This window comes from Anoxybacillus sp. MB8 (assembly GCF_011006755.1).
Lineage (GTDB): Bacteria > Bacillota > Bacilli > Bacillales > Anoxybacillaceae > Anoxybacillus > Anoxybacillus gonensis.
Window position 1 is genome coordinate 23,242 of the sequence record NZ_RXXX01000015.1, and the last position, 15,444, is coordinate 38,685.

At 42.9% G+C, this 15,444-nt stretch carries 21 protein-coding genes; all 21 read left to right on the forward strand.

Annotation, left to right across the window (positions count from 1 at the left end):
* Window positions 1-27 precede the first annotated feature (27 nt).
* The 21 genes from rpoC to rpsN all read left to right on the forward strand — a co-directional run bounded on the left by rpoC (window position 28) and on the right by rpsN (window position 15,423).
* A complete protein-coding gene (rpoC, locus tag EKC99_RS07235) occupies window positions 28-3,627 on the forward strand; it encodes a DNA-directed RNA polymerase subunit beta' (RefSeq protein ID WP_019418661.1) in 3,600 nt (1,199 codons plus the stop codon).
* Window positions 3,628-3,752: 125 nt separating this feature from the next.
* Window positions 3,753-4,001 (forward strand): 50S ribosomal protein L7ae-like protein, encoded by a 249-nt coding sequence (locus EKC99_RS07240; RefSeq protein ID WP_075039514.1) that lies wholly within the window; start codon window positions 3,753-3,755, stop codon window positions 3,999-4,001.
* A gap of 102 nt (window positions 4,002-4,103) precedes the next feature.
* The gene (rpsL, locus tag EKC99_RS07245; protein WP_003397652.1) at window positions 4,104-4,526 is read left to right on the forward strand and encodes a 30S ribosomal protein S12; all 423 of its coding nucleotides are present in this window, start codon (window positions 4,104-4,106) and stop codon (window positions 4,524-4,526) included.
* Window positions 4,527-4,570: 44 nt separating this feature from the next.
* Window positions 4,571-5,041 (forward strand): 30S ribosomal protein S7, encoded by a 471-nt coding sequence (rpsG, locus tag EKC99_RS07250; protein ID WP_004888658.1) that lies wholly within the window; start codon window positions 4,571-4,573, stop codon window positions 5,039-5,041.
* A 134-nt stretch (window positions 5,042-5,175) separates the two neighbouring features.
* On the forward strand, window positions 5,176-7,254 hold the full coding sequence (gene fusA / locus EKC99_RS07255; protein WP_163151238.1) for an elongation factor G: 2,079 nt from the start codon (window positions 5,176-5,178) through the stop codon (window positions 7,252-7,254).
* Window positions 7,255-7,374: 120 nt separating this feature from the next.
* Window positions 7,375-8,562, forward strand: coding sequence for an elongation factor Tu (gene tuf / locus EKC99_RS07260; protein ID WP_021095336.1), 1,188 nt, complete (start codon window positions 7,375-7,377; stop codon window positions 8,560-8,562).
* A 277-nt stretch (window positions 8,563-8,839) separates the two neighbouring features.
* Window positions 8,840-9,148 carry a 30S ribosomal protein S10 gene (gene rpsJ / locus EKC99_RS07265; protein WP_009361489.1) on the forward strand — a complete coding sequence of 103 codons (309 nt, stop codon included), beginning with the start codon at window positions 8,840-8,842 and terminating at the stop codon, window positions 9,146-9,148.
* Between the two features lie 23 nt (window positions 9,149-9,171).
* A complete protein-coding gene (rplC, locus tag EKC99_RS07270; protein WP_009361490.1) occupies window positions 9,172-9,798 on the forward strand; it encodes a 50S ribosomal protein L3 in 627 nt (208 codons plus the stop codon).
* 27 nt (window positions 9,799-9,825) lie between these two features.
* Window positions 9,826-10,449 carry a 50S ribosomal protein L4 gene (gene rplD / locus EKC99_RS07275; RefSeq protein ID WP_009361491.1) on the forward strand — a complete coding sequence of 208 codons (624 nt, stop codon included), beginning with the start codon at window positions 9,826-9,828 and terminating at the stop codon, window positions 10,447-10,449.
* Entirely contained in the window at window positions 10,449-10,736 is a 288-nt protein-coding gene (gene rplW / locus EKC99_RS07280) for a 50S ribosomal protein L23 (RefSeq protein WP_009361492.1), read from the forward strand. Before rplD ends, rplW begins: the two co-directional genes overlap by 1 nt.
* A gap of 27 nt (window positions 10,737-10,763) precedes the next feature.
* Entirely contained in the window at window positions 10,764-11,594 is an 831-nt protein-coding gene (gene rplB, locus EKC99_RS07285) for a 50S ribosomal protein L2 (RefSeq protein ID WP_009361493.1), read from the forward strand.
* 57 nt (window positions 11,595-11,651) lie between these two features.
* Entirely contained in the window at window positions 11,652-11,930 is a 279-nt protein-coding gene (gene rpsS, locus EKC99_RS07290) for a 30S ribosomal protein S19 (protein WP_004888674.1), read from the forward strand.
* A 20-nt stretch (window positions 11,931-11,950) separates the two neighbouring features.
* Window positions 11,951-12,292 (forward strand): 50S ribosomal protein L22, encoded by a 342-nt coding sequence (gene rplV, locus EKC99_RS07295; RefSeq protein ID WP_006322652.1) that lies wholly within the window; start codon window positions 11,951-11,953, stop codon window positions 12,290-12,292.
* Between the two features lie 3 nt (window positions 12,293-12,295).
* On the forward strand, window positions 12,296-12,952 hold the full coding sequence (gene rpsC, locus EKC99_RS07300; protein WP_003397666.1) for a 30S ribosomal protein S3: 657 nt from the start codon (window positions 12,296-12,298) through the stop codon (window positions 12,950-12,952).
* A 2-nt stretch (window positions 12,953-12,954) separates the two neighbouring features.
* On the forward strand, window positions 12,955-13,389 hold the full coding sequence (gene rplP, locus EKC99_RS07305) for a 50S ribosomal protein L16 (protein WP_003397670.1): 435 nt from the start codon (window positions 12,955-12,957) through the stop codon (window positions 13,387-13,389).
* A complete protein-coding gene (gene rpmC, locus EKC99_RS07310; RefSeq protein ID WP_003397671.1) occupies window positions 13,379-13,579 on the forward strand; it encodes a 50S ribosomal protein L29 in 201 nt (66 codons plus the stop codon). The genes rplP and rpmC overlap by 11 nt, the downstream gene beginning before the upstream one ends.
* 25 nt (window positions 13,580-13,604) lie before the next feature.
* Window positions 13,605-13,868, forward strand: a complete 264-nt coding sequence (rpsQ, locus tag EKC99_RS07315; RefSeq protein WP_003397674.1) for a 30S ribosomal protein S17 — start codon at window positions 13,605-13,607, stop codon at window positions 13,866-13,868.
* Between the two features lie 49 nt (window positions 13,869-13,917).
* Window positions 13,918-14,286 carry a 50S ribosomal protein L14 gene (gene rplN, locus EKC99_RS07320; RefSeq protein WP_003397675.1) on the forward strand — a complete coding sequence of 123 codons (369 nt, stop codon included), beginning with the start codon at window positions 13,918-13,920 and terminating at the stop codon, window positions 14,284-14,286.
* Between the two features lie 36 nt (window positions 14,287-14,322).
* Complete coding sequence (gene rplX, locus EKC99_RS07325; RefSeq protein WP_003397676.1) at window positions 14,323-14,634, forward strand: 50S ribosomal protein L24; 312 nt, start codon at window positions 14,323-14,325, stop codon at window positions 14,632-14,634.
* Window positions 14,635-14,663: 29 nt separating this feature from the next.
* Window positions 14,664-15,203 carry a 50S ribosomal protein L5 gene (rplE, locus tag EKC99_RS07330; RefSeq protein ID WP_003397677.1) on the forward strand — a complete coding sequence of 180 codons (540 nt, stop codon included), beginning with the start codon at window positions 14,664-14,666 and terminating at the stop codon, window positions 15,201-15,203.
* Between the two features lie 34 nt (window positions 15,204-15,237).
* Complete coding sequence (rpsN, locus tag EKC99_RS07335) at window positions 15,238-15,423, forward strand: 30S ribosomal protein S14 (protein WP_003397678.1); 186 nt, start codon at window positions 15,238-15,240, stop codon at window positions 15,421-15,423.
* The last annotated feature ends 21 nt before the right edge of the window (window positions 15,424-15,444 follow it).

Sequence of the window (15,444 nt, forward strand, 5' to 3'; positions counted from 1 at the left end):
CTGGATATTAAAAGGGAGGTAGGCCCCTTGTTAGATGTAAATAAGTTTGAATATATGAAGATCGGACTCGCTTCACCCGAGAAAATTCGTTCTTGGTCGTATGGTGAAGTTAAAAAACCAGAAACGATTAACTATCGAACATTAAAACCTGAAAAAGATGGTCTGTTTTGCGAACGCATTTTTGGTCCGACAAAAGACTGGGAATGTCATTGCGGAAAATATAAGCGCGTTCGTTATAAAGGTGTCGTTTGTGACCGATGCGGTGTTGAAGTGACACGTGCAAAAGTTCGCCGTGAGCGCATGGGTCATATTGAACTAGCAGCCCCTGTTTCACATATTTGGTACTTTAAAGGAATTCCTAGCCGCATGGGACTTGTCTTAGACATGTCCCCTCGTGCGCTAGAAGAAGTCATTTACTTTGCATCTTACGTCGTGACCGATCCAGGCGATACGCCATTAGAAAAGAAACAATTGCTTTCTGAAAAAGAGTATCGTGCATATCGCGAGAAGTATGGAAATTCATTCCAAGCTTCAATGGGTGCAGAGGCAATTAAAAAATTGTTACAAGATATCGATCTTGAAAAAGAAGTAGAGACGTTAAAAGAAGAGCTAAAAACAGCACAAGGACAACGTCGTGCTCGCACGATTAAACGTCTCGAAGTGCTCGAAGCGTTCCGGAACTCTGGTAACGACCCATCGTGGATGGTGTTAGATGTGCTTCCGGTTATTCCACCGGAGTTGCGCCCGATGGTACAGTTAGATGGCGGACGTTTTGCAACATCTGACTTAAACGACTTATATCGTCGAGTTATTAACCGAAACAACCGTTTAAAGCGTCTATTAGACCTTGGAGCGCCGAACATTATTGTTCAAAACGAAAAACGAATGCTTCAAGAAGCGGTTGATGCGCTAATTGATAACGGTCGTCGTGGCCGCCCGGTCACAGGACCAGGAAACCGTCCGCTTAAATCGCTTTCTCATATGTTAAAAGGAAAGCAAGGTCGTTTCCGTCAAAACTTGCTCGGTAAGCGCGTTGACTATTCTGGTCGTTCGGTAATTGTTGTCGGCCCGAACTTAAAAATGTATCAATGCGGCTTGCCAAAAGAAATGGCGCTTGAATTGTTTAAGCCGTTTGTTATGAAAGAATTAGTAGAACGTGGCTTAGCGCACAACATTAAAAGCGCGAAGCGGAAAATTGAGCGCGTTCACCCAGAAGTTTGGGATGTTTTAGAGTCTGTCATTAAAGAACATCCAGTGCTATTAAACCGTGCACCAACGCTTCACCGTCTTGGTATTCAAGCGTTTGAGCCGACGCTTGTAGAAGGTCGTGCAATCCGCTTGCATCCGCTTGTATGTACTGCTTATAACGCAGACTTTGACGGCGACCAAATGGCTGTGCACGTACCGCTTTCGGCAGAGGCACAAGCTGAGGCACGTCTACTTATGCTTGCGGCGCAAAATATTTTAAACCCGAAAGACGGAAAACCAGTTGTTACTCCTTCGCAAGACATGGTTTTAGGAAACTACTATTTAACGATGGAACGTGAAGGTGCAGTCGGCGAAGGAATGGTGTTTAAAGATACGGATGAGGCGTTGCTGGCTTACCATAACGGTTATGTTCATCTGCATACACGTATTGCGGTTCATGCAGGTTCGCTGAAAAACGAAACGTTTACAGAAGAACAAAATAATAAGTTGCTTGTAACGACTGTCGGAAAGTTAATCTTCAATGAAATTTTGCCGAAGTCATTCCCATATATTAATGAACCGACGCAAGAAAACATTGAAGAACGAACACCAGATAAATATTTCCTTGATAAAGGTGTGAACGTGAAAGAAGAAATTCGCAAACGCGAACTCGTTCCGCCGTTTAAGAAGAAAATTCTTGGTAACATCATTGCGGAAGTATTTAAACGTTTCAAAATTACAGAAACGTCTAAAATGCTTGACCGTATGAAAGATCTTGGCTTTAAATACTCAACAAAAGCAGGTATCACCATCGGTGTAGCTGATATTGTCGTCTTGCCGGAAAAACAAGAAATTTTAGAAGAAGCGCAAGCGAAAGTTGATACGGTATTAAAACAATTTAGACGCGGTTTAATTACGGATGAAGAGCGTTATGAACGTGTCATTTCGATTTGGAGTGCGGCAAAAGATAAAATTCAAGGCCGCTTAATGGAATCGCTTGATAAGCGAAATCCAATTTTCATGATGAGTGACTCGGGAGCCCGCGGTAACGCATCGAACTTTACGCAGCTTGCAGGTATGCGCGGATTAATGGCGAACCCAGCAGGGCGTATTATCGAGCTTCCAATTAAATCTTCGTTCCGTGAAGGATTAACGGTACTTGAGTACTTTATTTCGACTCACGGGGCGCGTAAAGGTCTTGCCGATACGGCGTTAAAAACAGCTGACTCTGGTTATTTAACACGTCGTCTCGTTGACGTTGCACAAGATGTCATTATTCGTGAAGACGATTGCGGTACAGACCGCGGTACGTTAATTCGTGCGTTAAAAGACGGTACAGAAGTGATTGTGAAACTTGAAGAGCGTCTCGTTGGACGTTACGCACGCAAAACGGTGAAACATCCGGAAACAGGCGAAGTGCTTGTGCGTGAAAACGAAATGATTACAGAAGATATCGCAAATGCTATTGTAAAAGCTGGCATTGAAGAAGTGTGGATTCGTTCGGCATTTACATGTAACACACGTCATGGTGTATGTAAAAAATGTTACGGACGCAACTTGGCAACTGGTGCGGAAGTTGAAGTTGGTGAAGCGGTTGGTATTATCGCGGCACAATCGATCGGTGAGCCAGGTACACAGCTGACAATGCGTACGTTCCATACAGGTGGGGTAGCAGGAGACGATATTACACAAGGTTTACCGCGCGTACAAGAATTGTTTGAGGCGCGTAATCCGAAAGGGCAAGCGGTCATTTCAGAAATTGATGGCGTTGTTGTGGCTATTAATGAAACGCGCGATCGTCAACGTGAGCTCGTCATTCAAGGCGAAGTCGAGACACGTACGTATACAGCCCCTTATAGCGCACGTCTCAAAGTACAAGAAGGACAGAAAGTTGAACGCGGTCAAGAACTAACAGAAGGTTCGATCGACCCGAAAGAACTATTGAGAGTCAAAGATATGAATGCTGTTCAAGAGTACTTGTTGCGTGAAGTGCAAAAAGTATACCGCATGCAAGGGGTAGAAATTAGCGATAAACATATCGAAGTGATGGTTCGCCAAATGCTTCGAAAAGTTCGCGTCATTGACGCAGGCGATACGGACTTATTACCTGGAACGTTGCTCGATATTCATCAATTTACGGATGCAAATGCGAAAGTGTTGATGGAAGGGAAACGTCCGGCAACAGCTCGCCCAGTATTACTCGGAATTACAAAAGCGTCGCTTGAAACAGACTCATTCTTGTCTGCGGCATCATTCCAAGAAACGACACGCGTCTTAACAGATGCAGCGATCAAAGGAAAACGCGACGAATTGCTTGGATTAAAAGAGAACGTCATCATTGGTAAACTTGTGCCGGCAGGAACAGGAATGGCACGCTATCGCAAAGTAAAACCAGTCATTAAAACGAAAAAAGATGAAGATGCTGTTACAACAAAATAATGATCAACCTATTGCTAGCCAATGACGCTAGCAATAGGTTGAAAAAATATAGTTGACACAGCTCTTAGAAAGTGATAGCATAATAAAGGTGTTCCGAAAACCTGTCACTTTGGAGGATATGTTACATGTCTTATGAAAAAGTCGCACAGGCTAAACAAATTATTGTAGGAACAAAACAAACAGTACGAGCTCTGAAAGATGGGAAGGTACATGAACTTGTGATCGCAGAAGATGCGGATAAAGCGATCATTGACAAAGTGCTGGAAGCTGCGAATGTAGCGAATGTGCCTGTTTATAAAGTGGACTCGATGAAAAAGCTCGGGAAAGCATGCAAAATCGATGTAGGAGCAGCGGCTGTTGCGATCATTCGTTAAAAACTGTTTTTGTGGGTTTACTACAAAAACTTTGTTTTTGCATAAAAATGAGCCACCTGGATGTGTGGGCTTGAATTTAATTGTGAAGGGAGGAAATTTACCATGCCTACAATTAACCAGCTTGTACGCAAAGGTCGTACAAAAAAGGTAGTGAAATCTAAATCACCTGCGTTAAATAAAGGGTATAACAGCTTCAAAAAAGTTCAAACAACTGTTTACTCTCCGCAAAAACGTGGAGTATGTACACGTGTAGGTACAATGACACCAAAGAAGCCAAACTCTGCGCTTCGTAAATATGCCCGTGTACGTTTATCTAACGGTATCGAGGTAACTGCTTACATCCCAGGTATCGGTCATAACTTACAAGAACACAGCGTTGTATTAATTCGCGGTGGACGTGTAAAAGACTTACCAGGGGTACGTTACCACATCGTTCGCGGTGCTTTAGATACTGCAGGTGTAGCGAACCGTATGCAAGGTCGTTCAAAATACGGTGCGAAAAAACCAAAAGCAGCTAAGAAATAACATGTATCATTTTTCGCTGATTTTTACTGAAAGGAGGAAAAACTATGCCACGTAAAGGTCCGGTTCCTAAACGAGATGTGTTACCAGATCCAATTTACAATTCAAAGCTAGTTACACGTTTAATCAATAAAATCATGATTGACGGTAAAAAAGGTAAAGCGCAAAAAATTCTTTACACAGCGTTCGATATCATTCGTGAGCGCACAGGTAAAGATCCAATGGAAGTGTTCGAGCAAGCGTTGAAAAACGTTATGCCAGTTCTTGAAGTTCGCGCGCGCCGTGTTGGTGGTGCAAACTATCAAGTTCCTGTTGAGGTGCGCCCAGAGCGCCGTACAACATTAGGTCTTCGTTGGCTCGTTAACTACGCTCGTCTTCGTGGAGAAAAAACGATGGAAGAGCGTTTAGCGAACGAAATCATGGATGCTGCAAACAACACAGGTGCAGCTGTGAAGAAACGCGAAGATACACACAAAATGGCAGAAGCAAACAAAGCGTTTGCACACTATCGTTGGTAATTTTTTCGTTAAATTAAGAATAGGTGAGAGCGATGCGGTTGAAAATAAAAAAGCATGCCCATCGCTCATTCGCCTATATTCCTATATGCAAATAAAATTACGATACTTCATTTAAGGAAGGAGAAAAAATCCATATGGCAAGACAGTTCTCCTTGGAAAACACTCGCAATATTGGAATTATGGCCCATATTGACGCCGGTAAAACAACAACGACAGAGCGTATCCTTTTCTACACAGGACGCGTTCATAAAATCGGTGAAGTTCATGAGGGCGCAGCAACGATGGACTGGATGGAGCAAGAACAAGAACGCGGAATTACAATTACATCTGCGGCGACAACTGCTCAATGGAAGGGCCATCGCATTAACATCATCGATACACCTGGACACGTCGACTTCACGGTAGAAGTTGAGCGTTCATTGCGTGTATTAGACGGTGCAGTTGCGGTATTAGACGCACAATCAGGCGTAGAGCCGCAAACAGAAACAGTATGGCGCCAAGCGACTACATACGGCGTTCCACGTATCGTTTTCGTTAACAAAATGGACAAGATTGGCGCAGATTTCTTATACTCTGTTAAAACGCTTCATGATCGTTTACAAGCGAATGCGCACCCTGTTCAATTACCGATTGGAGCAGAAGATCAATTCACAGGTATCATCGACCTTGTTGAAATGTGCGCATATCATTATCACGATGAATTAGGAAAAAATATCGAGCGCATCGAGATTCCTGAAGACTATCGTGATATGGCAGAAGAATATCGCGGTAAGTTAATCGAAGCGGTTGCAGAACTTGATGAAGAATTAATGATGAAGTATTTAGAAGGGGAAGAAATTACGAAAGAAGAATTAAAAGCTGCCATTCGTAAAGCGACAGTTTCTGTTCAATTCTTCCCTGTATTCTGTGGTTCTGCATTTAAAAACAAAGGTGTCCAATTAATGCTTGATGGAGTTGTTGACTACTTACCATCTCCAGTCGACATTCCTGCGATCAAAGGAACTGTTCCTGATACAGAAGAAGAAACAGTTCGTGAAGCGCGTGACGATGCTCCGTTTGCAGCGTTAGCGTTCAAAATTATGACAGACCCTTACGTTGGTAAGTTGACGTTCTTCCGTGTATACTCAGGTACATTAAACTCTGGTTCTTACGTGTTGAACTCAACAAAACGTAAGCGTGAACGTATCGGTCGTATTCTACAAATGCACGCAAACCACCGCGAAGAGATTGCACAAGTTTATGCGGGTGACATTGCGGCAGCTGTAGGTTTAAAAGATACAACAACTGGTGATACTTTGTGTGATGAAAAAGACCCAGTAATCTTGGAGTCTATGCAATTCCCAGAACCAGTTATTCAAATCGCAATCGAACCGAAGTCAAAAGCTGACCAAGACAAGATGAGCACAGCGTTACAAAAACTTCAAGAAGAAGACCCAACATTCCGTGCGTGGACAGACCAAGAAACAGGTCAAACAATCATTGCAGGTATGGGTGAGCTTCACCTTGATATTATCGTTGACCGTATGCGTCGCGAATTCAAAGTCGAAGCAAACGTTGGTGCTCCGCAAGTTGCGTACCGCGAAACATTCCGTAAGTCTGCACAAGTTGAAGGTAAATTTGTGCGCCAGTCTGGTGGTCGCGGTCAATATGGTCACGTTTGGATCGAGTTCTCGCCAAACGAAGAAGGAAAAGGCTTCGAATTCGAAAATGCGATCGTCGGTGGGGTTGTTCCGAGAGAATATATCCCTGCAATCCAAGCGGGTCTTGAAGATGCTATGCAAAACGGTGTCCTTGCTGGATATCCAGTTGTCGACATTAAAGCGAAGCTATTCGACGGTTCTTACCACGATGTTGACTCAAGCGAAATGGCGTTCAAAATCGCTGCTTCAATGGCGTTGAAAAACGCAGCAGCAAAATGTGACCCTGTATTGCTTGAGCCAATCATGAAAGTAGAAGTCATCGTCCCTGAAGAATATTTAGGTGACATCATGGGTGACATCACTTCTCGTCGCGGTCGCGTCGAAGGTATGGAAGCTCGCGGTAACGCACAAGTTGTTCGCGCGATGGTTCCACTTTCCGAAATGTTTGGATACGCAACTTCATTGCGTTCAAATACACAAGGTCGCGGAACGTTCACAATGGTATTTGACCATTATGAAGAAGTTCCGAAGAGCATTGCTGAGGAAATCATCAAAAAAAATAAAGGTGAATAATTGATTTTCTAGCATTGTTCAAGTATAAATACTTATGTAAGACTTGGAAGTGGACGTGCCTGTGCACCTTCACTTCCGAGCATTCTATACTTATAAAAAAACACTAAGGAGGATATTATAATGGCTAAAGCGAAATTCGAACGCACGAAACCACACGTCAACATTGGTACAATCGGCCACGTTGACCACGGTAAAACAACTTTAACAGCTGCAATCACAACAGTTCTTGCGAAACAAGGTAAAGCAGAAGCACGCGCGTATGATCAAATCGACGCTGCTCCAGAAGAGCGTGAGCGCGGAATTACAATCTCAACTGCACACGTTGAGTATGAAACTGACAACCGTCACTATGCACACGTTGACTGCCCAGGTCACGCTGACTACGTGAAAAACATGATCACAGGTGCTGCGCAAATGGACGGCGCGATCCTTGTTGTATCTGCTGCTGACGGTCCAATGCCACAAACTCGTGAGCACATTCTTCTTTCTCGCCAAGTAGGCGTACCTTACATCGTTGTATTCTTAAACAAATGCGACATGGTAGACGACGAAGAGCTTTTAGAGCTTGTTGAAATGGAAGTTCGCGATCTATTATCTGAATACGACTTCCCTGGAGACGAAGTTCCTGTAATTAAAGGTTCTGCGTTAAAAGCGCTTGAGGGAGATCCAGCTTGGGAAGAAAAAATCATCGAGCTTATGAACGCTGTTGATGAGTACATCCCAACTCCACAACGCGAAATCGACAAACCATTCATGATGCCAGTTGAGGACGTATTCTCAATCACTGGTCGTGGTACAGTTGCTACAGGTCGCGTTGAGCGCGGTATCTTAAAAGTTGGTGACCAAGTAGAAATCATCGGTCTTTCTGAAGAGCCAAAAGCAACAACTGTTACAGGTGTTGAAATGTTCCGTAAGCTTCTTGACCAAGCTGAAGCTGGTGACAACATCGGTGCGCTTCTTCGCGGTGTTTCTCGTGACGAAGTACAACGCGGTCAAGTATTAGCGAAACCAGGAACAATCACTCCACACACAAAATTTAAAGCACAAGTTTACGTATTAACAAAAGAAGAAGGTGGACGTCATACTCCATTCTTCTCTAACTACCGTCCACAATTCTACTTCCGTACAACGGACGTAACAGGTATCATCCAACTTCCAGAAGGCGTTGAGATGGTTATGCCTGGCGACAACATCGAAATGACAGTAGAATTAATCGCTCCAATCGCGATCGAAGAAGGTACAAAATTCTCGATCCGTGAAGGTGGACGTACAGTAGGTGCAGGTTCTGTATCTGAAATCATCGAGTAATGGATGAACGTGGTCTAGCGACAAGCTAGACCACTTATTTTTTTGTTCCATTGAAAATCAGTTGTGAAATATGTATAATGGGAAAGGCAGTTTGTTGAGAAAAGAAATAAAAAGCTTGCATTGGCCATGAAATTTATATATAATAATAAACGTTGGTCTTTGACTGCGATGAAGTGGAAGGTTGCTGACACACCCGGCCGCTTTGCCATGGCGAGTGTGAAGGAAATTTCCATGGAGAATGTCTATTTTGAAAATAGGCGAAGAAGGAGGGAAAATAATGGCAAAAGAAAAAATTCGTATTCGTTTAAAAGCGTATGATCATCGAATTCTTGATCAATCTGCTGAGAAAATTGTGGAAACTGCAAAGCGTTCAGGCGCAACTGTATCTGGACCGATTCCGTTACCAACTGAAAGAACGGTGTACACGATCTTACGTGCGGTTCATAAATACAAAGATTCTCGTGAACAGTTCGAAATGCGCACACATAAACGCTTAATTGACATCGTCAATCCGACTCCACAAACAGTAGATTCTTTAATGCGTTTAGACTTACCGTCTGGTGTCGATATTGAAATCAAGTTGTAATTGCGATATAGGAGGTGTGAAAGATGAAAGGAATCTTAGGAAGAAAAATCGGCATGACTCAAGTGTTCGCTGAAAACGGAGATCTTATTCCTGTAACGGTCATTCAAGCTACTCCGAACGTAGTTCTTCAAAAGAAAACAGTTGAAAACGACGGTTACGAAGCGATTCAATTAGGTTTCGAAGATTTGCGTGAGAAGTTAGCGAACAAACCTCAAAAAGGTCATGCTGCGAAGGCAAACACCACACCTAAGCGCTTCATTCGTGAAATTCGTGGTGTGAATCTTGCAGAATATGAAGTAGGTCAAGAAGTAAAAGTGGACATTTTCAACGAAGGTGAAATCGTTGACGTAACAGGTACGTCAAAAGGTAAAGGTTTCCAAGGTGTAATTAAGCGCCATGGACAATCTCGTGGACCAATGGCTCACGGTTCTCGTTACCATCGTCGTCCTGGTTCAATGGGTCCAATCGCTCCAAACCGTGTATTTAAATCAAAAGAGCTTCCAGGTCGCATGGGTGGCGAGCGTGTAACAGTACAAAACTTAAAAGTTGTGAAAGTAGATCCAGAACGCAACTTAATCTTAATTAAAGGAAACGTACCAGGTCCAAACAAAGGGCTTGTTATTATTAAAAGCGCGGTTAAAGCGAAATAATTTCTTTAAGAAAGGAGGAAATACCCAATGCCAAAAGTAGCATTGTATAACCAAAACGGAGAAAACATCGGCGAAATCGAATTAAACGATGCCGTATTTGGTATTGAACCGAACAAACATGTGTTATTTGAAGCGGTAATTATGCAACGTGCTTCCTTGCGTCAAGGAACTCATAAAACAAAAAATCGTGCAGAAGTAAGCGGCGGTGGCCGTAAACCATGGCGTCAAAAAGGTACTGGACGCGCTCGTCAAGGATCGATCCGTTCTCCACAATGGCGTGGCGGTGGTATTGTATTCGGTCCAGTTCCGCGCAGCTACAGCTACAAACTTCCGAAAAAAGTTCGTCGCTTAGCAATTAAATCAGCATTATCTTCAAAGGTGCTTGAAAACAACATCGTTGTATTAGATAACTTAACGCTTGAAGCACCAAAAACAAAAGAAATGGTTAAAATCTTAAACAACCTTTCTGTTGATCGCAAAGCGTTAATTGTAACAGCAGATGCGAATGAGAACGTCATTCTTTCAGCTCGCAACATTCCAGGAGTAACAGTTGTGACAGTAAGCGGAATTAACGTTCTTGATGTACTCAACCACGACAAGCTTGTCATTACGAAAGCTGCTGTGGAAAAAGTAGAGGAGGTGCTTGCATAATGAAAGATCCTCGCGATATTATTAAGCGCCCCGTCATTACTGAACGTTCAACAGAGTTAATGGCTGAGAAAAAATATACGTTCGAAGTTGATGTGAAAGCGAACAAAACAGAAGTAAAAGACGCGATCGAAGCGATCTTCGGCGTGAAAGTAGCGAAGGTCAACATTATGAACTATAAAGGAAAGTTCAAACGTGTTGGTCGTTATAGCGGATTAACAAACCGCCGCCGCAAAGCGATTGTTACGTTAACGCCAGACAGCAAAGAAATCGAACTATTTGAAGTATAAGTTTAAAAGTGAAGGAGGGAAACGGACATGGCGATTAAAAAATATAAGCCAACGTCTAACGGTCGTCGTGGTATGACGGTTTTAGACTTCTCTGAGCTTACAACAGATAAGCCGGAAAAATCGTTGCTTGCGCCTTTAAAGAAAAAAGGTGGTCGTAACAACCAAGGTAAATTAACTGTTCGTCACCAAGGTGGCGGTCATAAACGTCAATATCGTATTATTGACTTCAAACGCGATAAAGATGGCATTCCAGGACGCGTTGCTACAATCGAATACGATCCAAACCGTTCTGCGAACATCGCTTTAATTCATTACGCTGATGGTGAAAAACGTTACATCATCGCACCGAAAAACTTACAAGTTGGCATGGAAGTTATGTCAGGTCCAGATGCGGACATTAAAGTAGGTAACGCATTACCTTTAGCAAACATTCCAGTCGGTACAGTTATTCATAACATCGAATTAAAACCTGGTAAAGGCGGACAATTAGTACGTGCTGCAGGTACATCTGCACAAGTGCTTGGTAAAGAAGGTAAATACGTACTTGTTCGTTTATCTTCAGGTGAAGTTCGTATGATTTTAGCAACTTGCCGCGCGACAGTTGGTCAAGTTGGTAATGAACAACATGAGCTTGTGAACATCGGTAAAGCTGGACGCGCTCGTTGGTTAGGCATTCGTCCAACAGTTCGCGGTTCTGTTATGAACCCTGTTGATCACCCACATGGTGGTGGTGAAGGTAAAGCACCAATCGGACGTAAGTCTCCAATGACTCCATGGGGTAAACCAACGCTTGGATTCAAAACGCGTAAGAAGAAAAATAAATCCGATAAATTTATCGTACGTCGTCGTAAAAAATAACGGGGTTGAGCTACGGTTCAAAAGAACCGTAGAGCAATCACGAAAGGAGGTTCACTTATGGGTCGCAGCTTGAAAAAAGGTCCTTTTTGTGATGATCATTTAATGAAAAAAATCGAGAAATTGAATGAAACTGGACAAAAACAAGTGATCAAAACATGGTCTCGTCGTTCGACAATTTTCCCACAATTCATTGGTCACACAATCGCTGTTTACGATGGTCGTAAGCACGTTCCAGTTTACATCACAGAGGACATGGTCGGTCATAAGCTCGGTGAGTTCGCGCCAACGCGCACATACAAAGGTCACGCTGCTGATGACAAGAAAACAAAACGTTAATATGAGAGGAGGCTTCATTTATGCAAGCTAAAGCTGTTGCTAGAACGGTTCGAATTGCTCCTCGTAAAGCTCGTTTAGTCATTGATTTAATTCGAGGAAAGCAAGTGAGTGAAGCAGTTGCGATTCTTCGCCATACACCAAAAGCTGCTTCTCCAATTATCGAGAAAGTATTAAAATCTGCAGTCGCAAACGCAGAGCATAACTATGACATGGACGTTAACAAGCTCGTTGTTACGGAAGCTTACGTGAACGAAGGACCAACATTGAAACGTTTCCGTCCTCGTGCACAAGGTCGTGCGAGCGCAATTAACAAACGCACAAGCCATATCACGATCGTCGTTTCAGAAAAGAAGGAGGGATAATCAGTGGGTCAAAAGGTAAATCCAATCGGTCTTCGCATCGGTATTATCCGTGATTGGGAATCAAGATGGTACGCTGAAAAAGATTACGCGGACCTTTTACACGAAGATCTTAAAATTCGCGAATACCTCACAAAGCGCTTAAGCGATGCAGCTGTTTCTCGCATTGAGATCGAGCGTGCAGCAAACCGTGTAAACATTACGATCCATACAGCGAAACCAGGAATGGTTATCGGTAAAGGTGGATCTGAAGTTGAAGCGCTTCGTAAAGCGTTAAACGAACTAACTGGCAAACGCGTTCATATCAACATTGTTGAAATTAAAAAGCCAGACTTAGAAGCAAAACTTGTTGCAGAAAATATCGCGCGTCAAATTGAAAACCGCGTATCATTCCGTCGTGCGCAAAAACAAGCAATCCAACGCACAATGCGCGCAGGTGCAAAAGGAATTAAAACAATGGTATCTGGTCGTTTAGGTGGAGCAGATATCGCTCGCTCAGAACATTATAGCGAAGGAACAGTTCCACTTCATACTCTTCGCGCTGACATCGACTACGCGACAGCGGAAGCGGACACAACATACGGAAAAATCGGCGTGAAAGTATGGATTTATCGTGGAGAGGTCCTTCCTACGAAAAAGAAAACTGAGGAAGGAGGAAATTAATCATGTTAATGCCAAAACGCGTAAAATATCGTCGTGAACATCGCGGTCGCATGAAAGGTCGCGCGAAAGGCGGCACAGAAGTACATTTTGGTGAATACGGCTTACAAGCGTTAGAGCCAGCATGGATCACAAACCGTCAAATCGAGGCTGCTCGTCGTGCGATGACTCGTTACATGAGACGTGGCGGTAAAGTATGGATTAAAATTTTCCCTTCAAAACCATATACAGCAAAACCACTTGAAGTGCGCATGGGTTCCGGTAAAGGTGCTCCTGAAGGTTGGGTAGCTGTTGTGAAACCTGGTAAAGTGATGTTTGAAATCGCGGGAGTTTCTGAAGAAGTAGCTCGTGAAGCGTTGCGTCTTGCTTCTCACAAACTTCCAATCAAATGCAAATTCGTAAAACGTGAAGAAATTGGTGGTGAATCAAATGAAAGCTAAAGAAATTCGTGAACTTACCACTGCCGAGATTGAACAAAAAATTAAAGCGTTGAAAGAAGAGTTATTCAACCTTCGCTTCCAATTGGCAACAGGTCAATTAGAGAATACAGCTCGTATTCGTGAAGTACGCAAAGCGATTGCGCGTATGAAAACTGTGATTCGCGAAAGAGAGATCGCTGCTAATAAATAATTGATATCGAGAGGAGGTTCGCACAATGAGTGAACGCAACAATCGTAAAGTTCTCGTCGGCCGTGTTGTTTCCGATAAAATGGATAAAACAATTACGGTTCTTGTAGAAACTTATAAAAAGCATCCTCTTTACGGCAAGCGCGTAAAGTATTCGAAAAAATATAAAGCACATGACGAAAACAACGTAGCAAAAGTGGGCGACATCGTAAAAATTATGGAAACACGTCCTCTTTCTGCGACAAAACGTTTCCGTCTTGTTGAAGTAGTTGAAAAAGCTGTTATCGTTTAATTAATATTGTTCGGGATGATGGATACAAATCCGAAAGGAGGTTTCGTCAATGATTCAACAAGAAACTCGTATGAAAGTTGCTGATAACTCTGGTGCACGTGAAGTGCTTGTCATTAAAGTGCTAGGTGGTTCTGGTCGTCGTTATGCGAACGTTGGCGACATCGTTGTGGCGACAGTTAAAGATGCAACACCAGGTGGCGTTGTTAAAAAAGGTCAAGTTGTTAAAGCGGTTGTCGTTCGTACAAAACGTGGCGTGCGCCGTACAGACGGTTCTTACATCCGTTTTGATGAAAATGCTTGCGTAATCATTCGTGATGACAAGAGCCCACGTGGTACACGTATTTTCGGACCAGTTGCTCGCGAATTACGTGAAAAAGACTTTATGAAAATCGTTTCTTTAGCTCCAGAAGTGATTTAATGAAAAGGAAAAGCCTTTTAAGGAGGTGCGATTCAGATGCATGTAAAAAAAGGTGATAAAGTACAAGTGATCTCTGGTAAGGATAAAGGAAAACAAGGCGTTATTCTTGCTGCGTTTCCAAAGAAAAACCGAGTGCTTGTTGAAGGTGTAAACATCGTGAAAAAACACGTAAAACCTTCTCAAGCAAATCCACAAGGCGGCATCATCAGCCAAGAGGCGCCAATCCACGTATCAAACGTAATGCCTCTTGATCCAAAAACAGGATTACCAACTCGTGTTGGATACAAAGTAGTTGACGGTAAAAAAGTTCGCTATGCGAAACGTTCTGGTGAAATTTTAGACAAATAATGAAGTGACTGAGGAAGGGAGGTACTCAAATGAACCGCCTTAAAGAAAAGTATTTGAAAGAAGTTGTTCCTGCTCTGATGAGCAAGTTTAACTATAAATCTGTGATGCAAGTTCCGAAAATCGAAAAAATCGTCATCAACATGGGTGTTGGTGATGCGGTACAAAACGCAAAAGCGTTAGATAACGCAGTGGAAGAACTCGCGTTAATTTCTGGTCAAAAACCAGTTGTTACACGTGCGAAAAAATCAATCGCTGGCTTCCGCCTTCGTGAAGGAATGCCAATCGGTGCGAAAGTAACGCTTCGCGGTGAGCGTATGTACGAGTTCTTTGATAAACTCGTTTCCGTTTCTTTACCGCGTGTTCGCGACTTCCGTGGTGTTTCTAAAAAATCATTCGACGGACGCGGAAACTACACATTAGGTGTAAAAGAACAATTAATTTTCCCTGAAATTGATTACGATAAAGTAAACAAAGTTCGCGGTATGGATATCGTGATCGTTACAACTGCGAAAACAGACGAGGAAGCTCGTGAATTACTTGCATTGCTCGGTATGCCATTCCAAAAATAATCATTCCCATTCGTAAAAAGAGGGAGGCGAAAACGTGGCTAAAAAATCAATGATCGCGAAACAAAAACGCACACCAAAGTTTAAAGTGCAAGCGTACACTCGTTGTGAACGTTGTGGACGTCCACACTCTGTATATCGCAAATTTAAACTTTGCCGTATTTGTTTCCGTGAATTAGCGTATAAAGGTCAAATTCCTGGTGTGAAAAAAGCAAGCTGGTAATAAACCCATGAGTTGGGAAGG